This window comes from Streptococcus sp. SN3 (assembly GCF_030439905.1).
In genome coordinates this window covers 97447-113576 of the sequence record NZ_JAQFJF010000006.1, presented here as the reverse complement: position 1 = coordinate 113576, position 16130 = coordinate 97447, and the positions used below count along the sequence as shown (strand labels likewise).

The window sequence follows — 16130 nt, the reverse complement described above, 5'->3', positions numbered from 1 at the left end:
ATTTGGGGTTACAGATTTTGTCCAAAGGACAAAACTGCATCCACTCCTCTATGTGCTAAGAATTATAAGGAACATAGACTTTACTGCGTAAATCTATGTCCATAGCTCTAGACTCTAAAGCATTAAGAACTATGGAAAAACGGCTTTCGCCTGTAAAACAGACGAAAGCCGTGGTACCACTGTTATTCGTTGCATTGCAACCTCTGGCTCGTAACGTGAGCAGCCGTTTGTGCTTTGATTCACACAAATCATTCGCAACAATATAATAGTTTTAAACAATATTATCTTTTGTCATAAATAGCATAGAAAAAACCATTTTATCATTGACAGTATGTTCTTCGGATTTTGCTTTCTTGGTGCTGCTCTCAGCTTTCAGCACTTTCTGTGCAAGTCAGCAAGCCTACTCTACTGCTTTTTTACTTTTAAATTGTTATCTATTATAGTCGAACCTAAAACATTTTGCAAGTGATTGAGAGCAAATTTATGATTTTCTTCAGAAAGAGAAGCTACCGCAGGTTCTACCACCTCAATTTGATACCCTAAATTGTAGGCATCGATTGCCGTATGCAGGACGCAAATATCCGTCAAGACTCCTGTCAGAATCACCGTGTCTACTTTTCTTTCTCGCAGACGTATATCCAAATCTGTGCCGGAAAAGGCAGAATAATGACGCTTATCCATCCAAAAGACTCGAGAGTCCGCTTGATAGGTTTCATAAAAGTCAGCCAATGGTCCATAAAGATTGCGTCCACTAGTTCCTTTGATATTGTGTGGTGGAAAGAGTTTACTTTCTGGGTGGAAAGTATCTCCTTCGTCATGCGCATCAATTGCAAAAAAGATATAATCTCCTCGCTCAAAAGCTGCCTCGGTCACTTGGGCAATAGCTTCAGAAATTGCCTGAGCTGGAGCTCCAGCTGTCAACTTGCCATCATCTGCCACAAAATCCACCGTATAATCAATCGAAATCAATGCTTTTGTCATCAGTAGTCTCTCCTTTTAATCTCTTCAAAGACATCGGGAATAAGGACTTTAAGGTAGGTTCCTTTCATTCCTAAAGAACGACTCTCAATAATGCCTGCACTCTCTAGTTTACGCAAAGCATTGACAATCACTGAGCGAGTAATCCCAATACGATCTGCAATGACCGATGCTGTCAACTGTCCTTCATTACCATTTAGTTCACCTAAAATAGCTGAAACAGCTCGTAATTCTGAATAAGACAAAGTATTTACAGCCATGGTTACGGCTGTTCGACGTCGAATATTTTTTTCATCTTCTTCTCGTTGGAAGTTGAGTAGCTGAATCCCAACTACTGTACTTGCAATTTCAACCAAGATCAAGTCATCATCATCAAATTCTTTATCATTTCGCCAAACAATCAATGTTCCTAAGCGAATCCCTGATACATGAATAGGCGAAATCGTCGTCAAGCCATCTGGAAATTCATCTTTGGTTTCGACTGGAAAAATAGATAAAGCATGATTGACAGGAAGATTAGCTTCTGTATCATACATCAAATTCGCTGTGCGAACATACTCTTCTGGGAAGATTTTTGTTTGATAAAATGCTTCCACCCGGTCATTATTCGTCTTGTAGCGCATAAAATACCCCAAAAGACGCCCCTTGCTGTTTACAATACAAGCATTGCAATCCATAATCTCAGCTAACTGCTGAGTAATAGCATTGTAAGGCAATTCTTCCTGTAAGCGCTCATCTGAACGACGCAAAATAGATGTAATTTTTCGTGTTTTTGCTAATAAGTTTGCCATAATTTACCTCGCATATAATCTTATTGATTATACCATAAAACGCTTTATTCTTCAACAATTATCTGAAAATTGTTTATTGAAACACAATTAAGTCTCATTAACTTTTTCAAAACTCCTCAATCCCCATTTCCAATACCAAAAAAGCAACCTTTCGGCTGCCTGTATGATTATCTTCGATATTGCCTTAAGAAACGCGTCATCTTTTCTTGGATCTGTGCTAATTCATCTACACGTGGCAGATAAACGATACGGAAATGATCTGGGTCTTTCCAATTAAATCCGCGTCCGTGCACCAGCAAAATCTTTTCTTGCTTTAAGAAATCCAGCACGAATTGTTCGTCATCATCCACTTGATACATTTCTCTATCAATTTTTGGAAAAATATACAGTCCTGCTTTAGGTTTGGTCGCAGACAAACCTGGAATTTCATTGATAGCCTTGTAAATAAAATTCCGTTGCTCATAAATGCGACCACCAGGAAGTAACAATTCGTCTACTGACTGATAACCTCCAAGAGATGTTTGGACCACATGCTGAGATAAGACGTTTGAGCACAAACGCATATTGGATAGCATATTCAGGCCTTCAATATAATCTTTTACGTGATATTTAGGACCAGACAGTACCATCCATCCGACACGAAAACCAGCAATACGATGTGATTTAGACAAGCCGTTCATGCTGACACAAAAAAGGTCAGGAGCCAAACTTGCGATAGCCGTATGTTTCTCACCGTCCATCACTAAACGGTCATAAATCTCATCTGCAAAAATAATCAAATTGTTTTGCCGCGCAACTTCAACAAGTTCTTCCAACACCTCTTTCGGATACAAAGCTCCTGTCGGATTGTTTGGGTTGATAACGACAATAGCCTTTGTATTAGAAGTAATCTTTGATTTGATATCTTCTATATCTGGATACCAATCCGCCTGCTCATCACAAAGATAATGAACCGCATTGCCTCCTGCTAAGCTAACAGCAGCTGTCCAGAGCGGATAATCAGGCATTGGCACTAGAACTTCGTCCCCATTATCCAGCAAGCCCTGCATTGACATAACAATCAGCTCGCTAACCCCATTACCAAGATAAACATCCTCAATATCGACATTTGGAATATTCTTCAACTGACAATACTGCATAATGGCTTTCCGAGCAGAAAAAATTCCTTTCGAGTCTGAATAACCCTCACTATCACGCGCATTCATAATCAAGTCATGGATCACCTCATCTGGTGCCGTAAAACCAAATTCGGCAGGATTTCCTGTATTCAAACGGAGGATCTTCTCACCATTTGCACGCATTCGCATGGCTTCTTCTAGGACTGGACCACGAATATCATAAGCTACATGTTCTAACTTTGTCGATTTATTAAATTCTTTCATCGAACTTTTCCTCATTTCAAAAGAGTCAATTTATTATAACGCAATTTTTCTAAAAAATCTAAAAAAGTTCTTGTAAAGTCTACCTGAAAATGCTTTACTTTTTTCATGTAAAGGGTTACAATATTAGTAAAGAAAGAATGGAGGTATCCCTATGCTACAAAGATATCAAAACATTATGGTCGCTGTTGATGGTTCTCACGAAGCTGAGCTTGCTTTTGAAAAAGGGGTAAATGTGGCACTAAGAAATAATTCACGTCTCACAATCGCTCACGTTATTGATACACGTGCATTGCAAAGTGTTTCCACATTCGATGCCGAAGTTTATGAAGAATTACAGGCAGATGCTAAAAAATTAATGGATGAGTATGCCCAAAAAGCAAAAGAAGCTGGCGTCACAGACGTTGTCACAATTGTTGAAATGGGTAACCCTAAAACCTTACTTGCAACAGATATTCCAGATGAACAAAAAGTCGATCTCATCATGGTCGGTGCTACTGGGCTCAATGCCTTTGAACGTTTATTGGTCGGTTCCTCATCTGAATACATCTTGCGTCATGCAAAAGTTGACTTACTTGTTGTTCGTGATAAGGAAAAAACATTATAATCCAAAGATAAAGAGAGATTGGCATAACCAGTCTCTCCTCTTTTTTATTCTTCATTTTTTTCACAATTCCGTTGATAAGCTTGAATTTGACGTTCAAGTTCTTTTTTGATAGCAGGCTCCGGTGCATAATTTTTTTCCCAATCATCTGGTTTTAAAATTTTATGAGTAACTGGGTCAAAGTGCGCTTTACCATCTGGGAAGAGTTTCCCCATATTCGCTTGGTGTACAATTTCAAATAAGCGCTCAGGATCTACTCCCATTAAAACAAAACTACCATAAGTAAAATATAGCATATCAATCAGTGCATCTACTTGTCCAACGAGAGACATCTCTGCATTACTCTTCTGTTTAACCTTATCGGAAGCTTTATCTATCGCTTTATGCAAAGATTGAATAGACTGATTGAAAATTTCTTCTGAAGGACTGGCTGCTCGTAAAAATTCCACTAGTTCTTCTACCTTGAAGCCTGCACGATGACGAGCACCCTCTGTTGTCCACAGGATGGGCTCTTCCTGCGTGCATTCATCCATTATCCCATGAAATTCTTTGACCTTATTAAAGTGGTGGTCGCTACTGACAAAGACTTTTTCACTCGCCAAAATACCAAAATGCTCCAAAGCCTTATGAATTCCGTCCTGACTATTACTGCTAGTAGTGTGTTTCGCAACTTCTTTCACTCGACTAGTTCCATTTCCCATGGCGATGGACATACCAACCCCCGCTAACATTTCAACATCATTATCAGAATCACCAAAAGCCATGACTTGATTGATATCAAAGCCATATTCTTTTCCAACCAGCTTAATTCCCTCTAGCTTGGACATACCCTGATTGATAATGTCAGCCGCAAAAGGACTGCTGCGAGTAAATTTTAAATTTGGAAAATCGGCTTCTATAGATTGTGTTTCTCTCGGGGTTGCCAACATTAACACTTGATAAATCGGCTCTTGAATAGATTTAAATAAATCATTCTGTTGTTGAGGGAGCGCCTTACTGATTACATGATTGAAACTTTTATTGACCAAATGTGTCATCTTTTTCGGAACAAAACGGCTAGTCCATTGAGAAAACTTGCTCATGCCAAAGCTCATGATTTTTGAACCAACCACTCCTGATTTTGTCCCAAATGAAATTTCTATTTTATGCTGATGCGCATATTGAATCAAGTGACGTAAGCTGGTTTTATCAATTGGCTTAGCAGAAATGACTTTATCTTTTGAAAAAATATATTGTCCATTATAGGTTACTGCAAAATCTAAATCCAACTGTTCCATAAAGGATTGGACAAAAAAGGGGCCTCTTCCTGTTGCTAAACCAACTAAAATACCTTGCTGTTTTAAACTATGGATCGCTTGTTCTGTGGATTTCAAGACCGTCCGACTATTATTTACTAATGTCCCGTCAATATCAAAAAAGACTGCTTTGATTTCCATTCATTTCTCATCTCTTTCTTTTATGATACAATAATTATAGCATAGATTCAGGAGAAGCTCACTTATGACTAAAAGAATTCTAGTTTTACATACTGGCGGTACTATTTCCATGCAAGCTGACACCACTGGAAAAGTCGTCACAAATGAACATAATCCCATGAACCATGTCGCAGTTCCTCTAGAAGGCATTCAAGTGACTGCTCTTGATATATTCAATATTCCTAGTCCTCACATGACACCACAGCACATGCTGCAATTGTACAAAAAAATCAGGGCAGATGGAAAGCAATTTGACGGTGTTGTGATTACTCACGGAACGGACACTCTAGAAGAAACAGCATATTTTTTGGATACGATGGAACTTCCAAATATTCCTGTTGTTTTGACTGGTGCCATGCGAAGCTCTAATGAACTAGGGAGTGATGGGGTTTACAATTACTTGTCTGCACTTCGTGTTGCAAGTGATGAAAAGGCACGCGGAAAGGGCGTTCTAGTAGTTATGAATGATGAAATCCATTCTGCAAAATACGTAACAAAAACACATACAACAAATGTCAGTACCTTTCAAACGCCAACTCATGGTCCACTTGGATTGATTATGAAAAAAGAAATCCTCTATTTTAAAACTGCTGAACCACGCGTGCATTTTCATTTGAATAAGATTACTGGCTTGATTCCTATTATCCCCACCTATGCTGGAATGACAACCGAATTGCTGGATATGTTAGATTTGAAGAGAATAGATGGTCTCGTCATTGAAGCCTTCGGAGCTGGGAATCTACCACAAGAAGTGGCACAAAAGCTCAGTCATATGACTGCTTGTGGTCTCCCAATTGCATTGGTGTCTCGTTGCTTCAACGGCATTGCAGAGCCAGTTTATGCTTATGAAGGAGGTGGCGTGATGCTTCGTGAAGCAGGAATTATGTTTGTTAAAGAATTAAATGCTCCTAAAGCTCGTATCAAACTTCTCATCGCCCTTAACGCTGGACTTCAAGGGCAGACATTAAAAAACTACATAGAAGGCTAGATTCTTATATAAATAAAAAGCCTCGATTAATTCGAAGCTTCTTAGGAGATTTATGAAAAAAAGTTTTTTAACTCGCTTGTTTTTTTAGTTATCTACCATATATTTCTAATTCCTTTCCTGTTTTTTTGAATATTTTGTTATAATTCACTTTAATGTTTACTGTCATTGGACTTACCTCTTTCTTTTTGATGAATTTAGTATAGTCCGAAAAACTTAAAACAGGCTTATAGATTTCTTTCAGAAAACTTAATCTAAAATTTAGTTTGTAGTCTCTCCTACAAAGCTGCTCAACTGTCTCCTGGACTATTGAGGTAATGAATGAAGAAAACAAAGTTTTTGTCAACAGCACTTTTTCAAGCTTGAAAAGCAAACGAAAAGTGACTTACTTTCAAGTTTTATCTGCAACGACGCAGTGTTTTGCGTAATTAGTTACTTCGTCGTTGCTTTATTACACAGTATGCTTTGAGGCTGGATTTTGTTCCAGCCTCTTTTTCGTTTCATCTTCTAATCCAAGTAGTCCTGCGTGTCCAAATGAAGAGCTACGATATGCCAGTCTGCATGCGTTCTCCAATCAGAAATGGACACAATTTGACTAGCGACTTTTCTGGCTTCTTCTAAAATTGGATAATCTTCTACAATATCCGCCACTTGAAACTCTGGAATCCCTGATTGACGCGTGCCGAAGATTTCACCAGAGCCACGCATTTTCAAATCTTCCTCAGCCAAGACGAAACCGTTAGTCGTTTCCGTCATGATTTTCATGCGTTTCTTGCCGGATTCTGTCTTAGGATTAGCCACGAGAACCGCATAAGATTGCTTGTCTCCACGTCCTACCCGACCACGTAACTGGTGGAGCTGACTGAGCCCAAATCGATCCGCATCCATGATTAGCATGACCGTAGCATTGGGGACATTGACACCGACTTCAATAACAGTCGTGGAAACCAGAATGTCAATTTTTCCTTTCTTAAAATCCTGCATAATAGTATCTTTTTCTTCGCTCTTCATTTTACCATGTAGCAGAGCTACTTGTGCTTTGTCACCGAAATAAGCCTTTAATTCCTCTTCCAAAGCAATAGCATTTTTCAGATCCAGCGCTTCCGACTCCTCAATCAAAGGAGAGATGACATAGACCTGAGCACCTCGTTGCAGCTCTTTCTCCAACCAATTGAGAACCACATTCAGCTGCTCGTGCTTGACCCAGCGAGTGATAATCGGCTTACGCCCCGCTGGCATTTGATCAATAACCGACACATCCATATCGCCAAAGGCAGTGATCGCAAGTGTCCTCGGAATCGGTGTTGCAGTCATCATGAGCACATCAGGATTATTTCCTTTTTCTCGCAAAATTCGTCTCTGTCCCACTCCAAAGCGGTGCTGTTCATCAATAATCACCAGACCAAGCTGATGATATGTCACACTTTCTTGAATCAAAGCATGAGTACCGACAATCATATCTACCTGACCAGCCTCAATCGCTTCTAGTGCTTGTCTGCGTTCTGTCGGCTTCATTCCTCCTGTCAACAGAATTATCCGTAGTTCAGGAAAAAGTTGGCTCAAGCTATCAAAATGCTGCTCTGCCAAAATTTCAGTCGGTACCATAAGAGCAGACTGAAAACCAGCCGTATAGGTAGCGTACATAGCTAAACCTGCAACCACCGTCTTTCCACTACCCACATCTCCTTGCAAAAGCCGGTTCATGTGGGTTGGTGCTTTCATATCTTGTAGAATTTCATCAAGACTCCGCTTCTGGGCAGCTGTCAATTCAAAAGGTAGCAGTGTCAGCTTTTTTTCTAATAAATCATCTCGCCAAGGAATAGCTAACCCTTGACTCGCATTCTTGCTTTCGCTCTTTAGGACTTGTAACTGCATTTGAAAGTAAAAAAGCTCTTCAAACTTGACCCGACGCAAGGCTTGTTTGTATTCTGTTAAGTCTTTTGGAAAATGCATTGCTCGTACGGCCTGACTGCGTTCCACTAACTGATAGCGCTCCAGCAGAATTTGAGGCAGATTTTCTTCCAACAGAAGTTCTAAGCCTTGGTCAAAAGCTGTCTTAATGACTTTCACCAAACTAGCTTGACTAATCCCTTGTGCCACTCGATAGACAGGCTGTAAGTCATCCTCCACTTGTGCTAAGATTTTCATACCTGTCAGACTCGCTTTTGCTTTATCCCATTTCCCGAAAATAGAAATGGTTGAACCAACCTCCACTTTGTCTGCCAGATAGGGTTGGTTAAAAAAATTGACTGCAAGCACCACTTCACCTTGTTTTATAGTAAAACGTAGACGATTACGTTTATAGCCATAATACTGCACATTGGCTGGCGTAACGACAAGTCCTGAGATAACCGCCTTTTCACCATCTTCCAGTTCTAACACATTCTTACTTTTAAAATCTTCATAGCGAAATGGAAAATAGAGTAGTAAATCCTGTAGGTTTTCAATTCTCAGCCTAGTAAACTTTTCAGCAGATTTCGGTCCTACACCCGGCAGAACCGTTAAAGGTTGGTGTAAATTCATAATTCCTCTTTCAGTTCTGTTTCTTAAGAATTTATAAAAGCAGGCTAAAACAGACACCCTCCAATAGCTCTTTGGATTGTTTCCGACTACTTTTAGATTTCAACTCATTCTTTGTAAACTCTAGGGACGCGGTCGCTGATCAAACAAACCACCTCGTAATTGATGGTTTCCCGTTTTTCTGCCACATCTGTTGCAGAAATAACCTCTTCCCCGCTTTTTCCGATGAAAACAACTGACGTTCCAATAGGATAAAACTGAGATAAACGAACAGTAATCTGATCCATAGATACGCGTCCAACAATGGGACAAGGATTCCCGTCAACTAAAACATTAAAGCCTTGCATATCTCGCGTCCAGCCATCAGCATAGCCCAGTGGAATCGTTCCAATGAACTGTGGGCTATCGCTAGTGTAAGTAGCTCCGTACCCTACATCTGCCCCTACTTCTAATTGCTTGACATGAACCAATTCTGAAACCAATGAAAGAGCTGGTTTGATGTCATAAGGCAGCTCCAAAACAGTTCCACTTGGATTAAGCCCATAAATGACATCGCCCAAACGGACTGCATTCATAATCGTCTCACTATGCCACAGAGTCGTTGCCGAATTACTAGCATGAACAATCGGTGGAATAGTTTCTAATTGCCCTAAAATTTCTTTAAAACGTGCTAACTGTGCCTCAAATTTTTGCGTATCTGCTTCATCAGCTGTCGCAAAATGGGTGAAAATTCCTTCGACCTGAGCACCTGCCTTTTCCAAACGATGAATCGCTTCTTGAGCGTCTTGGCTATTTCGAAAACCAATCCGCCCCATTCCAGAATCAATTTTTATATGAACAACCAGTCCAGTTAGGTCTATGTCTGACTTCAAGAGTAAATCAATCCATTCTAAACTAGCCACCGTATAAGTAATCTTGTATTTAATTGCCAACGGAACAGACTGGATAGTTGATACTCCCAGAACCAGAATTTTTTTTAAAATAGCTGCTTCTCTCAGCTCTACCGCTTCATCAATATTGGAAACACAAAAGCCATCCACAATTGACTCAATAGATTGCGTAACAGCAACTGCACCGTGACCATAGGCATCTGCCTTGACAACAGCCCATTTTTCTACATTGTCTGGTATATGCGCTGCAATTTGTTTAATATTAAATTGAATAGCAGCCAAATCAACAATAGCCTTGGTAGGCCGATGATTACTCGTTTTCATGATGTTCCTCCAAAATAACACTAGCTGTGACGACATTATCTGTGTGGCTGAGTGACACCCAGACCTTGCCAGAAAAAGGTGATTTGCTAAAAATAGGCGCTCCCTTTTCATCGTTTAAAATTTCTAAATCCTGAAAAGTGACACAGCCGATACCAGTCCCCCACGCTTTAGAAAAAGCCTCTTTAGCAGACCAACGCCCCGCCAAATATTCCATTTTTCGCTTACCAGTCAGTTTTTCAAATCGGTCAAATTCTGCGGCTGTCAAAACTTTCTTAGCAAAGCGAGCATTTTTTTCATAAACTTTTTGAATAGAAGAAATTTCCTCTATATCAATACCATGTCCTTTAATCATCTTTTTAAAAAGAGTTGAGACTAGTCTCAACTCCATCCTTTTTATTTTTCATTTTTAGATAGGGTAGTGTAAATTTCCTTGACTAATCTGACTGTATTATCCCAACCCAAACAAGGGTCTGTGATGGATTTTCCGAACACCTCAGGCTCATTTTGACGGCCATCTTCTAAGTAAGACTCGATCATAAAGCCGCGTACAACTTTTTTGATTTTCTCATTCCAATCACGGTTGATTAAAGTTTGACGGACAATTCGTACCTGTTCTAAATACTGTTTTCCAGAATTATCATGGTTGGTATCAATAATGATAAAAGGATTTTCCAAGCCCATTTTTTCATATTGAGCAATCGTATCTAGTAAATTATCATAGTAATAATTTGGGATGTTCTTTCCGTATTCATCAAGACCACCGCGCAAAATAGCATGCGCTAAGGGATTACCTGAAGTTTCTACTTCCTTACCAGCAAACAAGAAACTTTGTTTGTTTTGGGCTGCATAAATCCCATTAAACATAACATTAAGATTTCCAGAAGTGGGGTTTTTTAAACCAGTCGCAACGTCAGCTCCACTAGCTACAAAACGGTGTTGCTGATCTTCCACAGAACGCGCTCCAACAGCCATGTAAGAAATCAAATCATCTACCAAAGGAAGATTTTCCGGATACAGCATTTCATCAGCAGTCGTCATTCCTGTTTCTGTAATCACACGATAGTGCAAATTGCGTACTGCTTTAATGCCGTTGATTAAACTTGGGGCTGCTTTCGCATTTGGTTGATGAATCAAGCCTTTATAGCCGTCACCATTGGTACGAGGTTTTGCCGTATACACACGCATCACCATAAAAATACGGTCTTTTACCTCTTCTTGAAGGGCAGATAAACGTTTTGCATATTCTAGAACAGCCGCTTCATTGTCAGAAGAACACGGACCAATGACTAGCAGAATGCGGTCATCTTCTCCGCGAATAATTGCATTTAGTTCCCAATCTCGTGCTTCTTTTTTGGCTAAAGCATCTCCTTTTAATTTCGATAGATTGCGAACCTTTGCTACGTCAATTGGCTGACTAGTTGCTTTAAATGTCATAATCTCCCTCTCTTTACACTACTTATCTGTGGCGTCCGTGACAATTTTTGAATTTCTTCCCTGAACCACATGGACATAAGTCATTGCGCTTCACTTTTGTCAAATCAATATCACTAGGTAAGCCAGATTTTTGTGCTGCAATATTACGTGTTGCCGTTGTACTGATATGGTGTTCCGTCCGTGGACGCTCTTGCTCATGAATTTGAGCTTTCATCATCAGCCGTGTAACATCAAACTCAATCGAACCAATCATATCATTAAACATGCGGAAACTTTCTGCTTGATATTCAACAACCGGATTGTTTTGTGCATAACCTCGGAGTCCAACGGCATTACGTAATTGATCTAAAGCATCAATATGGTCAGTCCATTTATTGTCCACTACACGCAGAATCAAAACTTTTTGGAATTCTCTGACTGATTCTTCATCTCGCAATTTTGCGACCTGATTGTCATATACTTCCAGTGCTCGTTGATACAAGTTTTCCTTTATTTCATCATCTGATAAATCGATTAAGTCTGATATGTTGATAGAATCTTCGGGCACCAGATTATATTTAGCAAAATTCACAATAGCTTCAATTTTTTCTTGCTGTTCGGCACGACTATTGCCATCTACAAAGCGATTAATAGTCCGCTTCATCATAGCGTGAATTTCCGGTGCTAAATCACGATCAGCCGTAATGACATCATAACGTTGTGCATAGATAATCTCACGTTGCTCACGCATGACATCATCATATTGAAGGACTTGTTTACGTGTATCGTAATTGTTCCCTTCAACACGCTTTTGGGCTCCTTCCACTTGACGAGTAAACATTTTGGATTTGATAACCGACTCTTCTTCACTCATTTTGAAGCGTTCCATAACTGCTTTAATCCGCTCTGAACCAAAACGACGCATGAGCTCATCTTCAAGTGACAGATAAAATTGCGACTCCCCTGGATCTCCCTGACGTCCGGAACGACCACGAAGCTGATTATCGATACGACGACTTTCATGACGTTCTGTACCAATGACACAAAGCCCACCTAACTCGCGAACGCCTTCACCAAGTTTAATATCCGTACCACGACCAGCCATATTGGTTGCAATCGTTACAGCACCTCGCTGACCAGCATTCATAATGATTTGCGCTTCTTTATAGTGATTTTTCGCATTCAATACTTCATGAGGAACTCCAGCTTCGACTAATTTTTTAGAAATATAATCACTCGTTTCAACAGCAACCGTCCCCACAAGTACAGGTTGCCCTTTTTCATGACGAGCTTTCACATCTTGGACAACTGCTTTAAATTTTGATTCAATACTTGGATAAAGAAGGTCTGGGTGATCAATACGAGCCACCGGACGGTTTGTAGGAATCGGAATCACTCGAATATTATAAGTTTCGCGGAATTCTTCTTCTTCTGTCTTGGCCGTTCCCGTCATTCCTGACAATTTCTTATACATACGGAACAGATTTTGGTAAGTGATAGAAGCTGAGGTCTTCGTTTCATCTTGAATTGGTACACCTTCTTTAGCTTCAATTGCTTGGTGGAGTCCATCAGAATAGCGGCGACCTTCCATTGTCCGACCTGTAAATTGGTCAACAATCAAAATTTCCTGTTCTTCACTAACCACATAGTCAATGTCCAACAGCATAATATAATTTGCACGAAGAGCATTGTCAACAAAGTGAGTCAGTGCTACATTTTCAATGTCATACAGGTTTTCTAGTTTGAAATAACTTTCTGCCTTATCAATCCCCGAATCAGAAAGTCCAATAGTCTTAGACTGAACATCAATAATATAATCATCTTTGTTTAATGATTTTACAAAGCTATCCGCCATATGATAAAGCTGATTTGTATCAGACGAAGTTGGTCCGGACACAATTAAAGGGGTACGAGCTTCATCAATCAAAATGGAGTCCACTTCATCAACCAAAGCATAGTTAAGTGGGCGTTGCACCATATTTTCAGCACGCACTACCATATTGTCGCGCAAATAGTCAAACCCAATCTCTGCATTCGTTGAATAGGTAATATCGCAAGCATAGGCTTCTTTCTTTTCTGCTGATGACTTTGCGGCAAGGTTAATACCAACAGAAAGTCCCAACCAAGAGTACAATTCACCCATTTCAGTTGCGTCACGTTCTGTCAGGTACTCATTTACTGTGACAACGTGTACACCTTCACCAGACAAAGCATTCAGATAAACCGGCATGGTCGCAGTCAAAGTCTTTCCTTCCCCTGTGCGCATTTCTGGTACATCTCCATGGTGTAAGACAATCCCGCCCATAATCTGTACGGGGTAAGGGAAGAGGCCCAACACACGTTTTGCGCCTTCACGAACAACTGCAAAGGCCTCATAAAGCAAATCATCTAATGACTCACCATTTTGATACCGCAACTTAAATTCATCTGTCTTTGCTTTCAAAGCCTCATCTGACAAAGCAGCCATTTCATCTTCATAAGCCATGACTTTCTTCGCCATTTTTTCTAATCTTCTTAATTCGCCTTTATCATTTTCGATAATTGTTCTTAAAATATTCGCCATTTCTTTCCTTACTTGTAATAATTCTTATTTTAAAATGTTCTTTTCATTATAGCATTTTTCACTATATCTTTCAAGAAAATAAAAGGATAAAAACGGCAGTTCCATTCAAAACTACCGTTCTATGTCCTTACTCTTTTAAGTGATAAGAATAACTAGCTACAACAACATTTTCATGCCATCTGAGAAAATATTTCAATTTCAAGCTCATTTGATTGTGTAGCATATTTTGCCAGCTATGATTTGGAATGAACTGTGGCACTAATACCGTTACGGTATAACCTTTCTTCTGCGCATTACGAGCGACTTTTGTCACATACTGTACTGTTGGTCTGATGATATTACGGTAACTTGTTTCTACATTGACAAATTGGATATCTGAAAAATAGTGTTTAAATTCACTTGCTACTTCCTCATCTTTTTCTTGTGTTTCTTTAGTAGATACGTGCATAGCAATCACTTCATCACCAATACTACAAGCATAATTCATCGCACCGGCACTAACACGCGTAACATTCCCAACAAGGACCAAAACCAGATTTCCTGCATAGTCCACGCGTTCAATTTTTTCATTTAAACGCAATTGTTTAGCAACTTTATTGTAATGATTTTTAATACTCAAGAAAATCCATAATAAAACAATGATAATCGGAAAGAATGGCCAAATATCTCGCAAACGAAAAAGTAGCAAAATCGCTACAATGGTGTAACAAATCGCAGCGCCTAAAATATTTGCTACTGAATATTTCAAGAAATGTTTTCCATACTGCTTGCGCCAAGGCACGACCATTCCCGTTTGAGAAAGAGCAAAAGGCACAAATACACCAATAGTGTAAAGTGGAATGAGCCGTTCGGTATTCCCATTAAAAATTAGCAAAAGAAGAATAGCACCGATAGCTAAAGTCAAAATCCCGTTTGAGTAGCCAAGGCGAGCACCTTTTTCCATATACATGTGTGGCATATATTTATTTTTTGCCATATTGTATGACAACATAGGAAAGGCTGAAAAGCCTGTATTAGCTGCTACAGCAAGGATGAGAGCTGTTGACAGTTGGAAAATATAAAAGAGAAGCTGCCCAACAGGTGAATTTCCCAAAATAGCTTGCGCCATTTGAGCGAGCGTTGTAACACCTTTTACCGGAACGATTCCAATCCAGTAATTCAAAAAGGTAATGCCAGCAAACATGAAACCTAAAATGGCTGCCATAATTGCCAAGGTTTTCGCTGCATTTTCAGCTTTGGGTGTTTTGAAAAATGGTACAGAATTTGAAATAGCTTCCACACCTGTCAGAGAAGCCGAACCACTCGTAAATGCACGAAGCAGAAGAACTAAACTGACACCTGAAATAGATTTTCCAATCGGAGCTGTTGCATGGTAGGATAAATTCCCCAGCAATAATTGCAATAAACCAAAGCCAATTAAGAAAACAGTACTTGCGATGAACAAATAAACTGGAATCATCAGCGAAACCGCCGATTCCCGCAAGCCACGTAAATTCATTAACATTAAAATCAGCACTAAAACAATCGAAATGTGCAAATTGTACGGATGCAAAGCAGGAATTGCTGACGTAATCGCATCCGCTCCAGAAGAAACAGATACCGCTACTGTCAGCATATAATCAACTAGCAAACTACCACCTGAAACTAGACCAGCTTTTGGTGAAAGATTTTCCGTTGTAACCATATAAGCCCCACCGCCTTGTGGGTAAGCATGAATCACCTGACGATATGAAATGGTTAAACTGGCCAGCAAAATCAGCACCACAATACCAATTGGTAACGACCACCAAATTGCGCCAGCAGATACGGATACCAAAACCAAAACAACTTGTTCAGGACCATAGGCAATCGAAGATAGAGCATCGCTTGACAACATAGCCAGAGCTTGCAGTTTTGTTAATAAGTTCCCTTCTTCTCCCTCATCGCTTGATTTCAAAGGTCGACCAATAAAAATATTTTTCAACTTGGAAAACATATTTTTCTCCTAAATTTTTCAATATCAGCCATTATAACGCTTTTCTGAAATAGTATCAATGTTTTCTGAAAATGACATCATTTTTTAATATAACTGATAATTTCTGCATAAAAGAGAATAAAATAGACTGCTATAATTCCTTTGAAATCATCTGTAAAAATGAGTAAACTAATGAACCACTACATCATGATGCTTTAGACTTATGCTTTTAAAGAGGTTGCGAACTTTTTCCC

At 39.6% G+C, this 16130-nt stretch carries 12 protein-coding genes; 2 read left to right on the top strand and 10 right to left on the bottom strand.

Annotated elements, in window-relative coordinates; translation table 11 throughout:
• Positions 1–405: 405 nt before the first annotated feature.
• The 3 genes from PCY71_RS11310 to PCY71_RS11300 all read right to left on the bottom strand — a co-directional run bounded on the left by PCY71_RS11310 (position 406) and on the right by PCY71_RS11300 (position 3151).
• On the bottom strand, positions 406–981 hold the full coding sequence (locus PCY71_RS11310) for a cysteine hydrolase family protein (protein WP_003031209.1): 576 nt from the start codon (positions 979–981) through the stop codon (positions 406–408).
• Positions 981–1769, bottom strand: coding sequence for a GTP-sensing pleiotropic transcriptional regulator CodY (gene codY, locus PCY71_RS11305; RefSeq protein ID WP_003070508.1), 789 nt, complete (start codon positions 1767–1769; stop codon positions 981–983). The genes PCY71_RS11310 and codY overlap by 1 nt, the downstream gene beginning before the upstream one ends.
• Before the next feature lie 167 nt (positions 1770–1936).
• Positions 1937–3151, bottom strand: coding sequence for a pyridoxal phosphate-dependent aminotransferase (locus tag PCY71_RS11300; RefSeq protein WP_301412644.1), 1215 nt, complete (start codon positions 3149–3151; stop codon positions 1937–1939).
• A gap of 151 nt (positions 3152–3302) precedes the next feature.
• Here PCY71_RS11300 and PCY71_RS11295 point away from each other — a divergent pair, with 151 nt between their 5' ends.
• On the top strand, positions 3303–3755 hold the full coding sequence (locus PCY71_RS11295; protein ID WP_048801206.1) for a universal stress protein: 453 nt from the start codon (positions 3303–3305) through the stop codon (positions 3753–3755).
• Positions 3756–3799: 44 nt separating this feature from the next.
• Here the strand turns inward: PCY71_RS11295 and PCY71_RS11290 are convergent, their stop codons facing one another.
• Entirely contained in the window at positions 3800–5188 is a 1389-nt protein-coding gene (locus PCY71_RS11290) for a Cof-type HAD-IIB family hydrolase (RefSeq protein WP_301412643.1), read from the bottom strand.
• Between the two features lie 64 nt (positions 5189–5252).
• Between PCY71_RS11290 and PCY71_RS11285 the strand changes: the two genes are divergently transcribed.
• Positions 5253–6215: an asparaginase gene (locus PCY71_RS11285; protein WP_049493153.1), complete on the top strand. Its 963-nt coding sequence runs from the start codon at positions 5253–5255 to the stop codon at positions 6213–6215.
• A gap of 504 nt (positions 6216–6719) precedes the next feature.
• Here the strand turns inward: PCY71_RS11285 and recG are convergent.
• From recG to PCY71_RS11255, 6 genes are all read right to left on the bottom strand, one after another.
• On the bottom strand, positions 6720–8735 hold the full coding sequence (recG, locus tag PCY71_RS11280) for an ATP-dependent DNA helicase RecG (protein ID WP_301412642.1): 2016 nt from the start codon (positions 8733–8735) through the stop codon (positions 6720–6722).
• 104 nt (positions 8736–8839) lie between these two features.
• Positions 8840–9946 (bottom strand): alanine racemase, encoded by a 1107-nt coding sequence (gene alr, locus PCY71_RS11275; protein ID WP_301412641.1) that lies wholly within the window; start codon positions 9944–9946, stop codon positions 8840–8842.
• Positions 9933–10298, bottom strand: coding sequence for a holo-ACP synthase (gene acpS, locus PCY71_RS11270; RefSeq protein ID WP_025271655.1), 366 nt, complete (start codon positions 10296–10298; stop codon positions 9933–9935). Before acpS ends, alr begins: the two co-directional genes overlap by 14 nt.
• Positions 10299–10339: 41 nt before the next feature.
• A complete protein-coding gene (locus PCY71_RS11265) occupies positions 10340–11380 on the bottom strand; it encodes a 3-deoxy-7-phosphoheptulonate synthase (protein WP_301412640.1) in 1041 nt (346 codons plus the stop codon).
• Between the two features lie 22 nt (positions 11381–11402).
• A complete protein-coding gene (secA, locus tag PCY71_RS11260; RefSeq protein WP_006267982.1) occupies positions 11403–13922 on the bottom strand; it encodes a preprotein translocase subunit SecA in 2520 nt (839 codons plus the stop codon).
• Positions 13923–14049: 127 nt separating this feature from the next.
• Positions 14050–15897 (bottom strand): APC family permease, encoded by a 1848-nt coding sequence (locus PCY71_RS11255; protein ID WP_301412639.1) that lies wholly within the window; start codon positions 15895–15897, stop codon positions 14050–14052.
• Positions 15898–16130 lie beyond the last annotated feature (233 nt).

Excerpts from the sequence above, each read along its gene's own strand:
- PCY71_RS11300 (WP_301412644.1), bottom strand. The coding sequence starts at position 3,151 with ATGAAAGAATTTAATAAATCGACAAAGTTAGAACATGTAGCTTATGAT.
- alr (WP_301412641.1), bottom strand. The coding sequence starts at position 9,946 with ATGAAAACGAGTAATCATCGGCCTACCAAGGCTATTGTTGATTTGGCT.
- PCY71_RS11285 (WP_049493153.1), top strand. The coding sequence starts at position 5,253 with ATGACTAAAAGAATTCTAGTTTTACATACTGGCGGTACTATTTCCATG.
- PCY71_RS11255 (WP_301412639.1), bottom strand. The coding sequence starts at position 15,897 with ATGTTTTCCAAGTTGAAAAATATTTTTATTGGTCGACCTTTGAAATCA.
- PCY71_RS11310 (WP_003031209.1), bottom strand. The coding sequence starts at position 981 with ATGACAAAAGCATTGATTTCGATTGATTATACGGTGGATTTTGTGGCA.
- acpS (WP_025271655.1), bottom strand. The coding sequence starts at position 10,298 with ATGATTAAAGGACATGGTATTGATATAGAGGAAATTTCTTCTATTCAA.
- secA (WP_006267982.1), bottom strand. The coding sequence starts at position 13,922 with ATGGCGAATATTTTAAGAACAATTATCGAAAATGATAAAGGCGAATTA.
- PCY71_RS11295 (WP_048801206.1), top strand. The coding sequence starts at position 3,303 with ATGCTACAAAGATATCAAAACATTATGGTCGCTGTTGATGGTTCTCAC.
- PCY71_RS11265 (WP_301412640.1), bottom strand. The coding sequence starts at position 11,380 with ATGACATTTAAAGCAACTAGTCAGCCAATTGACGTAGCAAAGGTTCGC.
- PCY71_RS11290 (WP_301412643.1), bottom strand. The coding sequence starts at position 5,188 with ATGGAAATCAAAGCAGTCTTTTTTGATATTGACGGGACATTAGTAAAT.
- codY (WP_003070508.1), bottom strand. The coding sequence starts at position 1,769 with ATGGCAAACTTATTAGCAAAAACACGAAAAATTACATCTATTTTGCGT.
- recG (WP_301412642.1), bottom strand. The coding sequence starts at position 8,735 with ATGAATTTACACCAACCTTTAACGGTTCTGCCGGGTGTAGGACCGAAA.